Annotated in this window: 15 protein-coding genes and 1 tRNA gene; 12 read left to right on the forward strand and 4 right to left on the reverse strand. The window is 70.1% G+C overall.

The genetic code is table 11. The annotated features are described in order from the left end of the window. Nucleotides 1-20 precede the first annotated feature (20 nt). From HQK15_RS05935 to HQK15_RS05945, 3 genes are all read left to right on the forward strand, one after another. Nucleotides 21-2,393 (forward strand): sodium-translocating pyrophosphatase, encoded by a 2,373-nt coding sequence (locus HQK15_RS05935; RefSeq protein WP_173490462.1) that lies wholly within the window; start codon nt 21-23, stop codon nt 2,391-2,393. 123 nt (nt 2,394-2,516) lie between these two features. Next, nucleotides 2,517-3,983, forward strand: coding sequence for a DUF7059 domain-containing protein (locus HQK15_RS05940; RefSeq protein ID WP_173490463.1), 1,467 nt, complete (start codon nt 2,517-2,519; stop codon nt 3,981-3,983). Between the two features lie 193 nt (nt 3,984-4,176). Further along, a complete protein-coding gene (locus HQK15_RS05945; protein ID WP_173490464.1) occupies nt 4,177-5,052 on the forward strand; it encodes a maleylpyruvate isomerase family mycothiol-dependent enzyme in 876 nt (291 codons plus the stop codon). 57 nt (nt 5,053-5,109) lie between these two features. Here the strand turns inward: HQK15_RS05945 and HQK15_RS05950 are convergent, their stop codons facing one another. Next, nucleotides 5,110-5,598, reverse strand: a complete 489-nt coding sequence (locus tag HQK15_RS05950; protein WP_173490465.1) for a GNAT family N-acetyltransferase — start codon at nt 5,596-5,598, stop codon at nt 5,110-5,112. After that, nucleotides 5,595-6,812: an MFS transporter gene (locus HQK15_RS05955; protein ID WP_173490466.1), complete on the reverse strand. Its 1,218-nt coding sequence runs from the start codon at nt 6,810-6,812 to the stop codon at nt 5,595-5,597. Before HQK15_RS05955 ends, HQK15_RS05950 begins: the two co-directional genes overlap by 4 nt. 118 nt (nt 6,813-6,930) lie before the next feature. On the opposite strand from HQK15_RS05955, the gene topA reads away from it, so the two are divergent. The 7 genes from topA (at nt 6,931) to HQK15_RS05990 (ending at nt 15,728) form a co-directional block, all read left to right on the forward strand. Beyond that, nucleotides 6,931-9,657 (forward strand): type I DNA topoisomerase, encoded by a 2,727-nt coding sequence (gene topA / locus HQK15_RS05960; protein ID WP_173490467.1) that lies wholly within the window; start codon nt 6,931-6,933, stop codon nt 9,655-9,657. A gap of 149 nt (nt 9,658-9,806) precedes the next feature. Continuing rightward, a complete protein-coding gene (locus HQK15_RS05965; RefSeq protein ID WP_173490468.1) occupies nt 9,807-10,976 on the forward strand; it encodes a low temperature requirement protein A in 1,170 nt (389 codons plus the stop codon). A gap of 9 nt (nt 10,977-10,985) precedes the next feature. Further along, nucleotides 10,986-11,384, forward strand: a complete 399-nt coding sequence (locus HQK15_RS05970) for an MmcQ/YjbR family DNA-binding protein (RefSeq protein ID WP_173490469.1) — start codon at nt 10,986-10,988, stop codon at nt 11,382-11,384. Nucleotides 11,385-11,455: 71 nt separating this feature from the next. Then, nucleotides 11,456-12,370 (forward strand): class I SAM-dependent methyltransferase, encoded by a 915-nt coding sequence (locus HQK15_RS05975; RefSeq protein WP_173490470.1) that lies wholly within the window; start codon nt 11,456-11,458, stop codon nt 12,368-12,370. Nucleotides 12,371-12,406: 36 nt separating this feature from the next. Beyond that, nucleotides 12,407-13,048, forward strand: a complete 642-nt coding sequence (tmk, locus tag HQK15_RS05980; protein WP_173490471.1) for a dTMP kinase — start codon at nt 12,407-12,409, stop codon at nt 13,046-13,048. After that, entirely contained in the window at nt 13,045-14,196 is a 1,152-nt protein-coding gene (locus HQK15_RS05985) for a DNA polymerase III subunit delta' (protein ID WP_173490472.1), read from the forward strand. Before tmk ends, HQK15_RS05985 begins: the two co-directional genes overlap by 4 nt. Beyond that, the gene (locus tag HQK15_RS05990; RefSeq protein ID WP_173490473.1) at nt 14,193-15,728 is read left to right on the forward strand and encodes an alpha/beta hydrolase; all 1,536 of its coding nucleotides are present in this window, start codon (nt 14,193-14,195) and stop codon (nt 15,726-15,728) included. Before HQK15_RS05985 ends, HQK15_RS05990 begins: the two co-directional genes overlap by 4 nt. 131 nt (nt 15,729-15,859) lie before the next feature. Here HQK15_RS05990 and HQK15_RS05995 read toward each other — a convergent pair whose 3' ends face one another. Continuing rightward, the gene (locus HQK15_RS05995) at nt 15,860-16,147 is read right to left on the reverse strand and encodes a chorismate mutase (protein ID WP_173490474.1); all 288 of its coding nucleotides are present in this window, start codon (nt 16,145-16,147) and stop codon (nt 15,860-15,862) included. 96 nt (nt 16,148-16,243) lie between these two features. Here HQK15_RS05995 and HQK15_RS06000 point away from each other — a divergent pair. Together HQK15_RS06000 and HQK15_RS06005 are read left to right on the forward strand one after the other, a co-directional pair. Beyond that, nucleotides 16,244-16,316, forward strand: a tRNA-Thr gene (locus tag HQK15_RS06000). 58 nt (nt 16,317-16,374) lie between these two features. Continuing rightward, nucleotides 16,375-17,433: a zinc-dependent alcohol dehydrogenase family protein gene (locus HQK15_RS06005; protein WP_173490475.1), complete on the forward strand. Its 1,059-nt coding sequence runs from the start codon at nt 16,375-16,377 to the stop codon at nt 17,431-17,433. Here the strand turns inward: HQK15_RS06005 and HQK15_RS06010 are convergent. After that, nucleotides 17,390-18,067, reverse strand: coding sequence for a fibronectin type III domain-containing protein (locus tag HQK15_RS06010; RefSeq protein WP_173490476.1), 678 nt, complete (start codon nt 18,065-18,067; stop codon nt 17,390-17,392). The genes HQK15_RS06005 and HQK15_RS06010 overlap by 44 nt on opposite strands. Nucleotides 18,068-18,285: the final 218 nt, after the last annotated feature.

Below are 18,285 nucleotides of genomic sequence, written 5' to 3' on the forward strand. Positions count from 1 at the left end.
CCGAACCTTGGAGGATTTACATGGCGAACGCGACCCTCGTTGCGGCAGCCGGTGACCTCGACCTCTCCAACGACAACACCTTCTGGGTGTACGGCGTTGCAGCGGTCGGCGTGATCGCGCTGATCATGGCAGCGGTTTTCCGGGCCGAAGTGCTGAAGGCATCCGAAGGCACCGACAAGATGCAGGAGATCGGGCTCGCGGTCCAGGAGGGCGCCACGGCGTACCTCGGCCGCATGTTCAAGACCCTTGCCGTCTTCGCCGTGCTGGCGTTCGGGCTGCTGTTCCTGCTGCCGGGCGACAGCGAGATCCGGATCGGGCGGTCGATCTTCTTCCTGCTCGGAGCCGGCTTCTCCGCCGCGATCGGCTACATCGGCATGTGGCTGGCCACCCGGGCCAACATCCGCGTCGCCGCAGCCGCCCAGAACGCAGGTCGCGAGGCCGCGATGAAGATCGCGTTCCGCACCGGGGCCACCGTCGGCATGCTGACCGTGGGCCTCGGCCTCGTCGGCGCCGCCTCGGTCGTGCTGATCTACGAGGGAGACGCCCCGCGGGTGCTCGAGGGCTTCGGCTTCGGCGCCGCCCTGCTCGCGATGTTCATGCGTGTCGGTGGTGGCATCTTCACCAAGGCCGCCGACGTCGGCGCCGACCTCGTCGGCAAGGTCGAGCAGAACATCCCCGAGGACGATCCCCGCAACGCCGCCACCATCGCCGACAACGTGGGCGACAACGTCGGCGACTGCGCCGGCATGGCAGCCGACCTGTTCGAGTCCTACGCCGTCACGCTCGTCGCGGCCCTGATCCTTGGATCGGTCGCGTACGGCCAGGAGGGCCTCGTCATCCCGCTGGTGATCCCGGCGATCGGCGCGATCACCGCGCTGCTCGGTGTCTACTTCACCCGTCCCCGCGTCGGCGAGGGCGGACTGACCACGATCAACCGCTCCTTCTACCTGTCGGCCCTCATCTCGGCCGTGGCCTCGGGCGCGTTCCTCTGGCTCTACCTGCCGTCGTCCTTCGACGAGCTCACCGGCGCCGGAGGCAGCACCGTCATCGAGCAGGTCTTCGCCCAGGGCGGGATCCTGGAGTCCGCCGCCGACAGCGATCCTCGCTTCATCGCGATCTTCGCCGTGCTCATCGGCATCGTGCTCGCCGCGGTGATCCTCGCGCTCACCGGCTACTTCACCGGCACCGAGACCCGGCCGGTCCAGGACGTCGCCAAGACGTCGCGCACCGGTGCGGCGACCGTCATCCTGTCGGGACTGTCGGTCGGCTTCGAGTCGGCGGTCTACACCGCGATCGTCATCGGCGCTGCCGTCTTCGGCGCGTTCCTGCTGGGCAGCGGCTCGGTCATCGTGTCGCTGTTCGCGGTCGCGCTCGCCGGTTGCGGCCTGCTGACGACGGTCGGCGTCATCGTCGCGATGGACACCTTCGGCCCGGTCAGCGACAACGCCCAGGGCATCGCGGAGATGTCGGGCGACGTCGACGAGGAGGGCGCGCAGATCCTCACCGAGCTCGACGCGGTCGGCAACACGACCAAGGCGATCACCAAGGGCATCGCGATCGCCACGGCGGTGCTCGCGGCGACGGCCCTGTTCGGTGCGTTCACCGACGCCATCAAGGACGCGGTCGAGGAGGTCGGCGAGAGCGCCGGCGAGACGACGTTCAAGATCGGCGACCTGCTCGCCACGCTCGGCGTCTTCAACGTCGCCGATCCGAGCATCCTGGTCGGCCTGCTGATCGGTGCGGCCGTCGTCTTCCTGTTCTCGGGTCTTGCGATCAACGCCGTCGGCCGCGCTGCCGGCGCCGTGGTGTTCGAGGTCCGTCGCCAGTTCCGCGACATCCCCGGGATCATGGAGGGCACCGGTCGTCCGGAGTACGGCAAGGTCGTCGACATCTGCACGCGTGACTCGCTGCGCGAGCTCGCGACGCCGGGCATCCTGGCGATCTTCGCGCCGATCGCCGTCGGCTTCGGCCTCGGTGTCGGCCCGCTCGGTGCCTACCTCGCCGGCGCGATCGCGACCGGAACGCTGATGGCCGTCTTCCTCGCCAACTCCGGTGGTGCGTGGGACAACGCCAAGAAGCTCATCGAGGACGGCAACCACGGGGGCAAGGGCTCGCCCGCCCACGAGGCGACGATCATCGGTGACACCGTCGGTGACCCGTTCAAGGACACGGCCGGCCCGGCGATCAACCCGCTGCTGAAGGTCATGAACCTGGTGGCGCTGCTGATCGTGCCGTTGGTCATCAAGTACACCTATGGCGACGACGCCAGCGATGCGCTCCGCTACACGATCGCCGGTGTCTCCACCGTCATCATCGTCGTCGCGGTCTACATCTCCAAGCGTCGTCCGATCGCCCTCGACCCCGAGGAGATGAAGGAGTCCACCCCCGCCTGACCCCCACTCCGCGAGTGGCGCAGATCGAGCTTTTTGGGACGGCGTGTCGTCCAGATCTGCGCCACTCGCGGATGGGTTTGCGCCACTCGCGGGGTCGCTGGACGACTCTGGGAGGCTGGTGGGGTGATCGCAGACCAGCACGTGCAGCCCCTTCGTGACGCCCTGACCCGCGCCGACTTCACGGTCGACGCGGTCTACGCCCTCCTCGGCGACGACGCCCACCGGGCGCTAGGCCGCAACCAGACCACCCCCGCCGTCCGGGCGACCCGGGGCGATGGTGACCTCGCGACCCTGGTGCGCCTCTTCGCCCTCCAGGTGCCGGTCGCCCGTGACCGCGCTGAATCCGCCCTGCCCGGCCTGGTCGAGCCGCTCGCCGCGGCCGGGATGCTCGAGGTGTCGGCCGACGAGGTCCGTGCCTTGGTTGACGTCCGCCCCTATGGCGACGAGGAGCACGACTGGTGGGTCGTGTGCGACCCGACCTCCGGCCTCGACGGGCGGTCGGCCCCGATGGACCCGTCGTACGTGCTCGGCATCAGCGAGGCATCGTCGTCACTGGCCCAGCTGACGATCCGTCGCCCCGCGGGCCGCGCGCTCGACCTCGGGACGGGCTGCGGGGTGCAGGCCCTGCACCTCGCGCAGCACGTCGGTGAGGTCGTCGCGACGGACGTCAACCCGCGCGCGCTCGCCATGGCGCGGCTGACGGCTGCGCTCAACGAGGCCGCGGTCGACGTCCGCGACGGCAGCCTCTTCGACCCGGTGGCGGGGGAGACCTTCGACCTCATCGCGACCAACCCGCCGTTCGTCATCTCGCCGCCCGGCAGCCAGGTGCTCGTCTATCGAGACTCGGGCATGCCCGGCGACAGCGTCGTGCGGCACCTCGTCGAGAACGCCGCCGCCCACCTCAACGACGGTGGCTGGTGCCAGATCCTGGCCAACTGGGCGCACCACCGTGGCATCGACTGGCAGGACGACCTCGGAGGGTGGCTCGACGGCCAGCCGCTTGACGCGTGGATCCTCCAGCGCGAGGTCGTCGACCCGGCGGCGTACGTCGAGATGTGGCTCGCCGACGCGGGGCTGGCGGGGTCCGACGACTACGTCGCGCGCTACGACGCATGGCTCGACTGGTTCGAGTCCGAGGGCATCGAGGCCATCGGGTTCGGCTGGCTCAGCCTGCGCAAGACGGCGGCGACGCCGGTGCACCGGCTGGAGGAATGGACCGGCGAGATCGCCCAGCCGGTCGGGCCGACGATCGCTGCCTGGGGCGACCGTGTCGACGCGCTGCGGGGCCTCGACGACGCGGCGCTGCTGGACCGTACCTTCCGCCAGGCGATCGACCTGGTCGAGGAGACGCGCGGCGCCGCCGGAGCGGACGACCCCGAGAGCATCGTCATCCGCTTGCAGCACGGCGTACGACGTGCCCGCCAGGTCGACACGGTCGAGGCGGGGCTGGTGGGTGCCAGCGACGGTGACCTCACCTCCGGGCAGATCCTCGACGCATTGGCCTCGCTGCTGGGCCGCGACGCCGCCGAGCTGCGTCGCACGTACGCCCCAACGGTCCGCGACCTCGTCAGCGAAGGCTACCTCGTCTGACCCAGGCGCCCAGGCGCCGAGGCGCGCAGGCGCCAGTAGGCACGAAACTGTGCGATTCTGCACCGTTCTGGAGGCGAGATCGGTGCAGGGTCGAACAGTTTCTGCGCGGGGTGGTGCAGGATCGCACATTTTTGGTTCGGGGGCGGGGGTGGGATGAGATGCGGTCGCGGCGTGGGCGGGGGATGCTCGTCGCATGACTTCAGCACAGCGGGGCCTCGTCGACGACCCCGGCTACGACCTGTCCGCCGCGGTGCTGGAGAGCTGGGACGCGTTCATCGCCCTGGTCGACGGAGCCGACCTGTCGGCCAAGACCCGGCTCGGCGGGTGGACCGTCAAGGACGTCGTCGTGCACCTGGGCACGTGGGACGACGAGTCGGCGCTGACGCTGGTGCTCGGCAGCCTGAGATCGGGTGACATCGACACGGCGTTCGACCCTGACACGTTCAACCGGAGCGTCATCTCCGCCCACGGCGATGCGAGCGACGACGAGGCGCGGGCGGCACTGGCGCAGTCGCGGGCAGCGGTCGCAGAGCTGCTCGACTCCGACGAGGCGAAGGAGCGCGGTGGCGATCCGGTCGCCAGCCAGCTCGGGCCCATGCCGCTGCTCACGGTCGTGCACGCCGGCTGCTACGAGCTGGCCGTGCACGCGCTCGACGTCGCCGACGCGGTCGACGGCACGTGCCCGCCGTCGCTTCTGAGGCACGGCATCGCGGCACTCACCGACTCGACGGGCTGCCTCGCCGCGCGTGAGGGGATCGACGCCACGATCGGCATCAACGCCAAGGAGGCGCCGTGGTCGTTCGACGCTAACGCCGACGGCACCTGGACGACGGCGCGGATCGAGGGCAGCGCCCACGGGCCACGGGTCTCGGGCAGCGCCGAGGACCTGCTCGAGGCCTCGGCCGGACGGGCCGACCCGGTCCGGCTCGTCACGCTGCGCCACCTCAAGATCAAGCACCTCGGCGGGCTGCTGGCCCTGACGCCGATCATCGACCAGGTTCCCGGGCTGCCGGGCGGCCGCGGTCTCAAGGTCGCGGCCAAGAGCCTGGGCGGTCTCTTCAACCACTGACCCCGACCACTGACCTCGACCACGGACCTCGCCCACCGACCTGCACCGGTCGCGTGGTCAGAGGTCGAGCTGCATCACGGTGAGGTCGAGCCAGCGGCCGAACTTCGTGCCGACCTCGTCCATCTGCCCGACGACCCGGAACCCGCGACGCTCGTGCAGCCCGATCGACAGGGTGTTGGACGACTCGATCATGGCCATCATGCGGTGCAGGCCGGCCTCGCGCGCTCGCAGCAGCAGCGTGTCGAGCAGGACCGAGGCCAGCCCGTGGCCGTGATGCGCCGCGAGGACGTAGAGGGAGTTCTCGACCGTGTGGCGGTAGCCCGACTTGGGCCGCCACGGCCCGAAGGAGGAGTAGCCGGCGACGACGCCGTCGACCTCGGCGACCAGCACCGGGAACCCCGCCGCCTGCCGCTCGACGAACCAGGTGCGGCGGTCGTCGAGGTCGACCTCGTCCTCGTCCCAGATCGCCGTCGTCGTGCGCACAGCCTCGTTGTGGATCGCTAGCAGGGCGGGGACGTCGTCGATCGTGGCGTCGCGGACCGTCATCGTGAGGCTCCTTCGATCGATGCCTGCTCGGGAGTGGGGCGCCAGCGCGGGATCAGCTGCCCGCCCCACGCCGTCAGGGCGATGACGGTCGCGATCGATCCGCCGACCACGAAGCCGCCCCAGGCGCCGACGCCGTCGATCGCCGCGCCGATGAGCGGTGAGCTCGCGGCCCCGCCGAGGGTGAATGCCGTGCCCTGCCAGCCCATCGCCTCGCCGCGGCGCTCCTCGGGCACGAGCTTGGCGATCCACTCCCCGGCGGCCGTCATGGCGGGGGCGCACAGGAACCCGGTGGGGATGACCCACAGCGACAGCGACCACACCTCGCTGCCGAGACCGACGGGGATCGTCGTGAGGCCGAGCGCCAGCAACAGATAGGTCGGCCGGATCGACCGGTCGAGCGCGCCGTAGAGCAGGCCGCCGACGAGGGACGAGAGTCCCCAGAGCCCGTACGTGATCCAGACCGACCCGACGGCGTCGAGCTCGCGCAGCTCGGCGACGATGCCGAGATCGGTGCCGATGAGCGTGGCCATGGTGCCGGCGGAGATGAGGAAGAGGAAGGCAAGGGGCACCGACATCCACGGCGTCCTGACCTCGTCGTCGTCCTCGACAGCCGCGTCGGGCTCGGCCTGGGTCGCCGAGCGCGTCGGCGGGTCGAGCCACAGGAAGATGAACCCGGCGATCGCCTCGCAGACGCCGATCGCGATGAGCGCGGGGCCGCCTCCGGCGGTCGTGACGATGAGGGCCCCGACCGCGGGCCCGATGATGAAGCTCGCCTCGGCGAGCACGCCGTCGGCGGCGAACGCGGTGCGGCGCTGGTCCTCGTCGACCATCACGGTCAGCGACAGGCGCACGATCGAGAAGATCGGGATGAGGAAGACGCCCATGAGGAAGGCGATGGGGATGAGCCAGACGTAGGTCACGGCGGTCGCCGCGGGATAGAGGACGAGCACCGCGACGATCGACGGCAGCACCGCGCGCCGCATGCCGAGCCGGTCGATCAGGCGGCCGCGCCATGGTGCGCCGATGGCGATGCCGATCGTGCTGGCCGCCGCGAGGATGCCGGCCTGGGCGTAGGTGCGGTCGAGCTCGTCGACGACGTAGAGCGTGAAGACGAGCGGCGACGCCATGGCCGGGATGCGGGCGAAGAAGGCCGCGACGAACAACGTCCGGACGGACCTGTCCGCCCAGAGCCGCGCGTATCCAGAAAAAGCCACACGACATCATCTCACCGGGCGCGGACAGGCTGATCCGATGTCCGGTGGACCCCTGCGGTGCGTGATTGCTTGACAGGACGCGTTAGCGTATGCGCGTCCGACCACTCAGGAGTTTCCCTTGACCACGCTCGTCATCGTCGAGTCCCCCAACAAGGTCCGCAGCATCGCGGGCTACCTCGGGGACGGCTACGTCGTGGACTCCTCCGTCGGCCACATCCGCGACCTGCCGCGGGGCGCCGACGAGGTGCCGGCGGCCTTCAAGGGAGAGTCGTGGGCGCGCCTCGGCGTCAACATCGACTCCGCGTTCGAGCCCATCTACGTCGTCTCGGCCGACAAGAAGTCGCAGATGACCAAGCTCAAGAAGCTGCTCAAGGACGCCGACGAGCTCGTCCTCGCGACAGATGAGGACCGCGAGGGCGAGGCCATCGCGTGGCACCTGTTCGACGAGCTGAAGCCCAAGGTGCCGGTCAAGCGCATCGTCTTCAACGAGATCACCAAGGACGCGATCCAGTACGCGATCGCCCACCCCCGCGACATCGACATGGACCTCGTCGACGCGCAGGAGGCCCGCCGCATCCTCGACCGCCTCTACGGCTACGAGGTCAGCCCGGTGCTGTGGAAGAAGGTCATGAGCGGCCTGTCCGCCGGCCGCGTGCAGTCCGTCGCGACCCGCCTGGTGGTCGAGCGCGAGCGTGAGCGCATGGCGTTCCACGTCGCGTCCTACTGGGACCTCGAGGCGACGTTCGACGCCGGCGAGGGCTTCGACCCGCGCCAGTTCCCGGCCAAGCTCTTCAGCCTGGACGGCAAGCGCATCGCGTCGGGCAGCAGCTTCGACAACACCGGCGCGCTCACCAACGACAAGGTCGCTCACCTCGACGAGGCGCAGGCCGGGGCTCTGGCCGACGCGCTTGCCGACCAGGCGTTCACGGTCCGCTCGGTCGAGGAGAAGCCCTACACCCGCCGTCCCTACGCACCGTTCCGCACCACGACGATGCAGCAGGAGGCGTCCCGCAAGTTCGGCTTCGGCGCCGCCCGCACGATGCAGGTCGCCCAGCGCCTCTACGAGGGCGGGCACATCACCTACATGCGTACGGACTCGACCACGCTGTCGCAGACGGCGCTCACCGCGTCCCGCGCCCAGGTGCTCGAGCTCTACGGCGACGCCTACCTGCCGAAGGAGCCGCGCGTCTACGCCAGCAAGGTCAAGAACGCGCAGGAGGCCCACGAGGCCATCCGACCGGCCGGCGAGAAGTTCAAGACGCCGAAGGAGACCGGCCTCGGGGGCGACGAGCTGCGCCTCTACGAGCTCATCTGGAAGCGCACGATCGCCTCGCAGATGAACGACGCCAAGGGCAACTCCGTCTCGATCCGCATCGGCACGACCGCCAGCACGGGCGAGGACGTCGTCTTCTCCAGCTCGGGCCGGACCATCACGTTCTACGGGTTCCTCAAGGCCTACGTGGAGTCGAGCGACGACGCCGATGCCGAGGGCGACGACCAGCAGACCAAGCTGCCCAACCTGTCGGAGGGCCTGACCGTCACGGCCGCCGAGCTGGGCAAGGCCGGCCACGAGACCAAGCCGCCGTCGCGGTTCACGGAGGCCTCGCTGATCAGTGAGCTCGAGACCCGGGAGATCGGCCGCCCGTCGACCTACGCGTCGATCGTGGGCACGATCCAGAACCGTGGCTACGTCTACAAGAAGGGCACGGCGCTCGTCCCGGCGTGGATCGCGTTCAGCGTCATCCGCCTCATGGAGCAGCACTTCGGCCGGCTCATCGAGTACACCTTCACGGCGCAGCTCGAGGACGTCCTCGACGAGGTCGCCAACGGCCGCGAAGAGCGGCTCAACGTCCTCAACGGCTTCTGGACGGGCGAGGGCGACGGCAACACCGGGCTCAAGCGCTTGGTCGAGAACCTCCCCGACATCGACGCCCGCGGCCTCGCGACGTTCCCGCTCGGCGAGGAGATCGACCTGCGCGTGGGTCGCTACGGGCCGTACGTCGAGGGTCCTCCGTTCACCGAGGAGGACGGCAAGAAGACGCCGACCCGCGCCAACGTGCCCGACGACCTGCCGCCCGACGAGCTGACGCTCGACAAGGCCAAGGAGCTCCTCGCGACCCCGTCGGGCTTGGAGAAGGAGCTCGGCAACCACCCCGAGACCGGCCTGGCGATCACCGCCAAGAACGGCCGCTTCGGCCCCTACGTCACCGAGGCGCTGCCCGAGACGGCCAAGAAGGCCGACAAGCCGCGCACCGCGAGCCTGTTCAAGGACATGGACCTCGACACCATCACGCTCGAGCAGGCCGTCCAGCTGCTGACCCTGCCGCGCGTCATCTACGTCGAGGACGACGTCGAGGTCACGGCGCAGAACGGTCGTTACGGTCCCTATCTCAAGAAGGGCACCGACTCGCGGTCGCTGGAGCGCGAGGAGCAGCTCCTGACGATCACCGAGGAGGAGGTGCGGGCGATCTACGCGCAGCCCAAGACGTACGGCCGTCGGGCTGCAGCCGCACCGCTCAAGGAGCTCGGCAACGACCCCGTCAGCGGCACTCCGGTCGTGGCCAAGGACGGCCGCTTCGGCATGTACGTCACCGACGGCGAGTACAACGCGACGCTGCGCAAGGACGACTCGCTCGAGACCCTGACGCCCGAGCGTGCCTTCGAGCTGCTCGCCGAACGCCGCGCCAAGGGCCCGGCCAAGAAGGGCGGCAAGAAGACCGCCAAGAAGGCCACCAAGAAGACGGCGGCCAAGAAGACCCCCGCGAAGAAGACGGCTGCCAAGAAAGCCGCGACCAAGAAGACGGCGGCCAAGAAGACGACGAAGGCCGCAGCGGAGAAGGCCTGACCCGTGGCCCCCTCCGGGGCCTGGAGCGGCTTGCCGGTCACGTCGGCGCGATCCGCACCGACCCGACGGTCGCGCGCCCGGTCGACCGGCTGAACGGTGTCGACTGACAGGGCGAGACACCAGAGGTGACGGGCTGACAGAATCTCAGCATGATCCGTGCCCTCGTGCGCCCGCTGGCGCCCCGTGACCCGCACGAGACCCACCGGGTCGCGTCGCCGCTCGAGCTCTTCACCGACCTCTGCTACGTCGTCGCGATCGCCCAGGCGGCCCTGACGCTGGAGCACGAGGTCGCCGAGGGGCATGCCGCCCACGGGCTCGTCTGGTTCTGCGCGGCGTTCTTTGCGATCTTCTGGGCCTGGCTCAACTTCGTCTGGTTCAACTCCGCCTACGACCCGGACGACACGATCCACCGGGTGCTGACGCTGCTGCAGATCTTCGGCTCGCTCGTGCTGGCCGCGGGCGTCCCCCAGATCTTCGAGGAGGACTTCACCCTCGGCATCATCGGCTACGTCATCATGCGCGTCGGACTGGTGCTGATGTGGCTGCGGGCGGCAGCCGGCCACCCGGAGCGACGCCAGACGGCGCTGCGCTACGCGTACGGGCTGATCGCGGTCCAGATCGGCTGGGTCGCTGCGCTGCTTGTCACCGGCGGGCACCTGCCCCTGTGGGTCTTTCTCATCGGCATCGCGCTCGACTTCGCCGTGCCCCTCTATGCCGAGCATTGCGGCACGACTCCGTGGCACCCGCATCACATCGCGGAGCGCTACGGGCTGTTCTTCATCATCGTGCTCGGCGAGACGATCCTGTCGGTGACGTTGGCACTGCAGGTCGCGTTCGACGAGAAGGACCCGCCCGCCGAGCTCTGGTACGTCGTCGCCGGTGGTGTGCTGGTGACGTTCTCGGCGTGGTGGCTCTACTTCGCCCGCGAGAACGCCGACGTCCTGACGGGCAACGACGTGGGCTACGTCTGGGGGTTCGGCCACTACGTGATCTTCGGGTCGGCCGCCGCCGTCGGAGCCGGTCTGTCGGCTCGCATCGCCTACTACGGCCACCACGCGGAGGTGTCCGACCTGGTCAGCAGCGCGTTCGTCACCGGCCCGGTGGCCGCCGCCCTGGCGGCGCTCTGGCTCGTCAACGTCCGCCTGCACGACTCGACGATCCGGACCGCCGGGCCGTTCGCGGTGGCGATCCTCGCCACGGTCGCGGTGACGTTCGTGCCGATGTCAGAGCTGTGGGTCGGCCTGATCTGTGTCGCGTTGCTGGCGGTCGAGGTCAGGCTCACCAGCAAGGACGAGGAGACTGTCGGCGCCCGGACCTAGGTTGGGCCCATGGCGGACGTCCCTCCTGATCTCCTCGACCAGCTCCGGTCGATCTGTCTCGCGCTCCCCGAGGCCTACGAGGAGCGGGCGTGGGTCGGCGTGCGGTGGAGGGTCCGTCAGCGCACCTTCGCGCACGTCTTCACGGTCGACCCCGACTCGCCGTCGTCGCTGCGGGCCGCCTTCGACCTCGACGGCGAGGTCACGGGGGTGACGTTCCGGGTGCCGGGCGAGGAGCTGCTGGCGCTGCGCGAGGCGGGGCATCCCTACTACGACGTCGGATGGGGCCGCGACGTCATGGGTCTGCACCTCGACGGTGGCACCGACTGGGCCGAGGTCCGTGAGCTGCTCGCCGAGAGCTTCTGCCTGCTGGCGCCGCAGAAGCTGGTCGCCCGTGTCGACAGGCCCTAGATCGCGAGTCGTGTCCTGCCGGCCCTCCGGCGACTAGGGTGGCGACAGCATCGTCAACGGACGGAATCCACATGGGCTTCACAGCTCGCGGTGAACAGCTCCTGCGTCATCCGATCGCCAGCGCCCGCGCGGTCGCCCGACGTGCCCGTCGACTGGCCCGCGCCCGTGGTGCGACGCCCTGCCTGGTGTGCGGGTCACGCCGCACCCACGTCACGACGGTCCAGCGCAAGCGCCGGGCGTACGACATCCGGGTCTGCGAGGCGTGCGGCTACCTCTCCAACTTCACCAACACGGTCGACTACTCGGCGTTCCAGTCGGTCGAGAGCTTCAAGCTCTCGCCGCGGGTCGGCACCGCCCAGCACCAGGGGCGCGAGTTCCACATGGCGCAGATGGGCGTCGCGATCCTGCGACGTCCTGCGCTGCAGGCCATGGTCTTCGGCGCGGGCCGCAGCCTGGACTACCAGCACATCGCCCGGCTCCCGACCGTCGCGCGTGTCGTCATGAGCGACGTCGTCGAGCTCACCGGCGAGGCCGACTTCGTCAACATCACCGAGGGCACGGACGAGCGGTTCGACCTGATCATCGCCTGCGAGGTGGTCGAGCACTTCGAGGACCCCCGCGCGGAGTTCCGGCGGTTGTTCGAGCTGCTGACGCCCGGTGGTCTGCTCGTCTGCTCGACGAACGTCTACGACGGCGGCAACTTCGCCAAGCACACCTATCTCTACCTGCGCGGCCACGTCTCGTACTACACCCCGCGGGCGCTGACCCACATCGCCCGCAGGTCCGGGCTGACGGTCGACTTCCGCACGCCCGCGATCGCCCAGGGCTCGGTGGGACCCCGCAAGCGCTACCTGCTGTTCACCCGTTCGCCCGAGGTCGTGGCGCGCACCGACGAGTACTTCGTCGACCGGCCCTACGCACCGTCGGAGGATGTCGCGGCATTCGAGGCGTTGCACGAGGTCGAGCAGGGCGTCACCGGCAACTGAGGTCGGCTGTCAGACCCCAACGACTAGGCTCGCCCCATGCCTGCTCTCTTCACCGACACCGGGGTGTTCCTCGCCCTCGAGGGTGGGGAGGGCGCCGGCAAGTCGACCCAGGCCGCCCTGCTCGTCACCTGGCTGGAGAGCTTGGGCCACCGGGTGCTGCTCACCCGTGAGCCGGGGGGCACCGAGGTCGGCACGATCCTGCGCGGCATCGTCCTCGACAACGCCACCGGCGAGCTGTCGCCACGCACCGAGGCGCTGATCTATGCCGCCGACAAGGCCGAGCACGTCGACAGCGTCGTCCTGCCCGCGCTCGCCGAGGGCACCGTCGTGCTCACCGACCGCTACGTCGACTCGACGCTGGCCTACCAGGGCGCCGGCCGCGCCCTCGACATCGCCGAGCTCGAGAGCGTTGCGCGCTGGGCCACGTCCGACCTGCGTCCGCACCTGACGATCGTGCTCGACATCGATCCGGCGATCGGCCACACCCGCTTCGAGGGCGCCGACCGCATCGAGGCCGAGCCGCTGGAGTTCCACCAGCGCGTGCGCCAGCACTTCCTCGACCTCGCGGCCGTCGACCCCGACCACTACCTCGTGGTCGCCGGCGGGGGCACGCCCGACGAGATCCACCGCGTGATCCGGTCGGCGGTCGAGCCGTGGCTCGGGCAGGCCGTCCGATGACCGTCACCGACGTGTGGTCCGACCTGGTCGGTCAGGAGCCCGTCGTCGACACCCTGCGTGCCGCCGTGGCGTCGGCCGGGGGTGACGGCCGGTCGATGACCCACGCGTGGCTGTTCACCGGGCCACCGGGGTCCGGGCGGTCCAACGCGGCACTCGCGTTCGCCGCGGCCCTGCAGTGCGAAAGTGGTGGCTGCGGGCAGTGCCACTCGTGCACGACGGCGCGGGCGGGCAGCCACCCCGACATCACGGTCATCACGACCGAGGGGCTCACGATCGGCGTCGACGGCATCCGCGAGTACGTCCGCGCGTCGTCGCTGCGGCCGGCCCTCGGCCGGTGGCAGGTGCTCGTCGTCGAGGACGCCGACCGGCTCACCGACCCGGCGGCTGCCGCCCTGCTCAAGGCGATCGAGGAGCCGTCCAAGCACACCGTCTGGATGCTGTGCGCCCCGTCCGCCGAGGACGTCATGATCACGCTGCGCTCACGGTCGCGCTCGGTCATCCTGCGCACCCCCGGCACCGCGGCGATCGCCCGGCTGCTGGTCGAGCGCGACGGCATCGAACCGGCGATGGCCCAGGCGGTCGCCGCCGCGTCGCAGGGGCACATCGGCCGGGCGCGGGGACTCGCCCGTGACCCGTCCGCGCGTGAGCGGCGACGGGCGATTCTCTCGATCCCGGTGTCGATCCACGGTCTCGGTGACTGCCTGGTGGCGGCCCAGCGCATCAGCGACGAGGCGACCGTCCGGGCGTCCGACTTCTGCGACGCCGCCGACGAGCGCGAGCTGGCCGACCTGCGCCAGGCCTGGGGTGTCGAGGAGCGCGGACGTCGTCCGGCCGGCTACGCCGGTGCCGCGTCGGCGCTCGAGAAGGACCAGAAGCGGCGCCGCACCCGCATGACCCGTGACGGCATCGACGGCGTGCTGCTCGACCTGCTGTCGTTCTGCCGCGACGTCCTCGCTGTGCAGTGCGCGACAGGCGTCGACCTGGTCAACGCCGACGTCGCCGACGACGTGCGCGAGATGGCCCGGGTGTGGACGCCCGAGTCGACGATCGGTGCCATCGATGCGATCGTCGAGTGCAGGGAGGCCCTGACCGCCAACGCCGCCCCGCTCCTTGCCCTCGAACGCATGATGATGGGACTTCGCCGGTGACCCGTGCTCGTACGACCCTCGTGGTCGCGACCGTTCTTGCCCTTCTCGTCGGGGTCGCGGTCTATGCCGCGTTCGCGACCCGCGACGACTCCACCGGCTCGTTCACGACGCCGAAGCCTCTCGACGAGACCGCTCCCGAGGGTCTCGACGCCTTCTATGGCCAGAAGCTCAGCTGGTCGGCGTGCGACTCCGCCCGCTGTGCATGGGTCAAGGTGCCGGTCGACTACGACGAGCCCGACGGCGAGACGACCCGCATCCGGGTCAAGGTGCACCCCGGTGACGACGCGAAGCGCAGCCTGTTCGTCAACCCCGGCGGTCCCGGCGGATCGGCGATCGACTTCGCCGACACCATGGTCGACCGCTTCGGCTCCCAGGTGACCCAGGCCTACGACGTCGTGGGCGTCGACCCGCGGGGCGTTGGCGAGAGCTCGCCCCTCACGTGCCTGCCGGCGAAGCAGTTCGACGACTTCGTCGCGACCGATCCCGACCCTGACGACGACGCCGAGGTCGCGGCCCTGCGCAAGAGCTCGGAGACCATGGGCCAGGCGTGCCTCGACAACTCCGGTGACCTCGCCGCCCACGTCTCCACGGTCGAGGTCGCCCGCGACATGGACGTCGTCCGGGCCCTGCTCGGCCGCAGCAAGCTCGACTGGTTCGGTGCGTCCTACGGCACCCAGCTGGGCGCGGTCTATGCCGAGCTCTTCCCCGACAAGGTCGGCCGCATGGTGCTCGACGGTGCCGTCGACCCCACGCTCGACTCGGTCGACGCCAGCTTCGCCCAGACGACGGGCTTCCAGCGGGCACTCGAGGCCTATGCCAAGGACTGCGTGACGTCCGACGACTGCCCGATCGGCAACGACGCGGAGGCCGGCATCGCCAAGATCGCCGACCTGCTCAAGCAGCTCGACCAGAAGCCGCTCGAGCTCGACGGCGGTCGCCGCCTCACCGAGGGCAACGCGTTCTACGGCATCGCCGTGACGCTCTACGACCAGCAGACGTGGACCTACCTCAGCCAGGCGCTGCGCGGAGCGTTCGACGGCGACGGCACGATCCTCATGCTGCTGTCCGACACCTACTTCGACCGTCAGCCCGACGGCTCCTACGGCGACAACAGCGGGCAGGTCATCTATGCCGTCAACTGCCTCGACTCGGGCGGTGCCGGCCTCTCGGTGGCCCAGACCCGGGCCGAGCTGCCTCGCTTCATGAAGGCGTCGCCGGTGTTCGGCTCCGCCCTCGGTTGGGGGGCCCTCGGCTGCTCCGACTGGCCGATCAAGGCGACCAACCCGCTGCCCGACATCGACGCCCAGGGCGCGCCGCCGATCGTGGTCGTCGGCACGACGCGCGATCCGGCGACGCCCTACGAGTCCGCCGAGGCGCTCGCGTCACAGCTCGACTCCGGCGTGCTGCTGACCCGCGAGGGTGACGGTCACACGGCCTACGTCTCGGGCAACCAGTGCATCGTCGACGCCGTCAACACCTACCTGCTCGACGGCACCCCGCCGAAGGACGGCACGGTCTGCAAGGAGTCCTGACCGCGCCAGACGCTCGGACCGCCCTGCCCCGGCCCCGTCCCGCCCCAGCCCCGCTTTTGGGCAGTTCTGTACCGATCGCGTGGCCGGACACCTGCACAACTGCCCACAACCTCGCGGGCGAGCGGGTGGGGTCAGCCGCGGATGTTCTCGTGGTGGCGGATGACCTCGGCGATGATGAAGTTGAGGAACTTCTCGGCGAACGCCGGGTCGAGATCGGCGTCGAGGGCCAGCGTGCGGAGGCGGGCGATCTGTCGCTCCTCGCGCGCCGGGTCGGACGGCGGCAGGTCGTGCTCGGCCTTGAGGCGGCCGACCCGCTTGGTGTACTTGAACCGCTCGGCCAGCACGTGGATGAGCGCAGCATCGATGTTGTCGATGCTCGCTCGGATCTCTTCCAGCTCGGCCTGCGTCGTGTCAGTCACGCGTGTGATTCTACGGTGACCGGGGTGGTGCGCCGACGCTACGACCACCCGGTAGACTCTCTTCTTGGTTCGGCGGGCGATCCTCGGCGAACCTTGGCCGCCTTAGCTCAGTCGGTAGAGCGTTTCACTCGTAATGAAAAGGTCGTCGGTTCGATTCCGACAGGCGGCTCCGATACTTTTCTCCGTGTCGGGGTGTGTGACTCGCCCCCGAGCGAGGGTGGTGCGACATGCGAGCGGTGAGGTTCGAGCGGTTCCAGGCCACGCCTGAGCTCGTCGACGTCCCCGATCCGCACTGTCCTCGTGCGGGTGTCGTCATCGCCGTGGGCGCGACGGGCCTGTGCCGCAGCGACTGGCACGGGTGGATGGGCCACGATCCTGACATCCGGCTGCCGCACGTGCCCGGCCACGAGCTGGCCGGCACGGTCGTCGCCGTCGGCGGCGACGTCACGTCGTGGCGGGTGGGGGACCGGGTCACGACTCCGTTCGTGTGCGCGTGCGGCACGTGCGCGACGTGCCTGCGCGGCGACCACCAGGTGTGCGAGGACCAGCGGCAGCCGGGCTTCACCGACTGGGGCTCCTTCGCCGAGCTGGTGGCCATCGACCGGGCCGAGGTCAACCTCGTGCGCGTGCCCGACGAGATGACGTTCGACGTCGCCGCCAGCTTGGGCTGCCGGTTCGCGACGGCCTACCGTGCCGTCGTCCAGCTCGGCACCGTCGGGGCCGGTGACTGGGTCGCGGTGCACGGATGTGGCGGCGTCGGGCTGTCTGCGGTCATGATCGCGGCCGCCCACGGCGCGCGGGTGATCGCGGTCGACATCGCGCGGGAGTCGCTGGAGCTGGCCACGTCGGTGGGAGCGGAGGTCGTGATCGACTCCGTGGACCGTGACGTCCCGGCCCTCATCCGTGAGGTCACCTCGGGTGGTGCTGACCTGTCGGTCGATGCCTTGGGCAGCACCGCGACGATGAACGACTCCCTGAGCTGCCTGCGCAGGCGAGGCCGTCACGTGCAGGTCGGCCTGCTGGCCGGCGCGGACGAGGCGCCCTCGGTACCGATGGGGATGGTGATCGGCTCCGAGCTGCAGATCCTCGGCAGCCACGGCATGTCGGCCCACACCTACCCAGCGATGCTGCACGAGGTGGCCACGGGCGTGCTGAGGCCCGACCTGCTGGTCCGGGACGTCATCGGGCTCGAGGACGTCCCGCAGCGTCTGGTCGGGCTCGGCCGTCAGGGTGGCGTCACCATCATCCGGCCCGGCCTGACCCGCGAGTCCGCACCGCGATCCTGACCGGCTGCGAGTCACCGGCGTAGTTGAACGACACGAGCGTGAAGACGTAGCGCCGCCCGGGAGCCAGGCCGCGCAGGACGGCGCGGTGCGTCGTCGACGGCAGGGAGAGAGCGGTGCGCGTGCGCGAGATCCGGAAGCCGTCGACGCGGGGATCATCGGTGGTCGAGGGATCGCGCCAGGTCACGACGGCACGGGTGCGGTCAGCGTGGACGCGCACGTGGGTCGGGCTCATGGGCGGGCCCAGCGTCCCCGGATCGTCCGTCTCGACGACGGAGCCGGGAAACCAGGCATTGATCTCGCCGCTGTCGCCCGACACCGTCGCCGAGAGGTCGACCGTCGCCCCCGCGACCAGCGGCTGCGCCAACGGCACGGTGACGGTCTGCTCGACCCCGCCGCCCACGCACGACATCTCGGTCTGGCCGATGACGGCCGGCTGATCGGCACCCGCGAGGACGAACACCGTGGTGGGCGGATCGGTCGGACAGACGATCACCAGCTCCACCGAGGAGGACCTGAGGTGCGACAACGTGATGCCGAGGTCGGCGCCCACGGCTGCGGGAGGTGCTGCCAGGGCCGCGACGGCGGCGGCAACCGCCAGGAGGATGATCCGTGGCGTGGTGCGACGTGCGTGCATAGGGGCTCCCTCGATCGTGTGACCCCGGAGGATGCGCCCCTCTGCGGCCGCTGAGACGGCGACTGTAGCCCGGTACCGCCGGATCGTTCAGGGACGTTGGTCATCAATAGATCGACCTGAAGGTCCCGGCCGCAGCGGAGGGAGGCCTGCAGAAATTGATGGCGCGAGGATGTCGAGAACGCTCCGCCGGTTCCGTCCCAGGCATGAGCGCGACCACA

Source organism: Aeromicrobium stalagmiti (genome assembly GCF_013283745.1).
GTDB classification, from domain to species: Bacteria; Actinomycetota; Actinomycetes; order Propionibacteriales; family Nocardioidaceae; genus Aeromicrobium; species Aeromicrobium stalagmiti.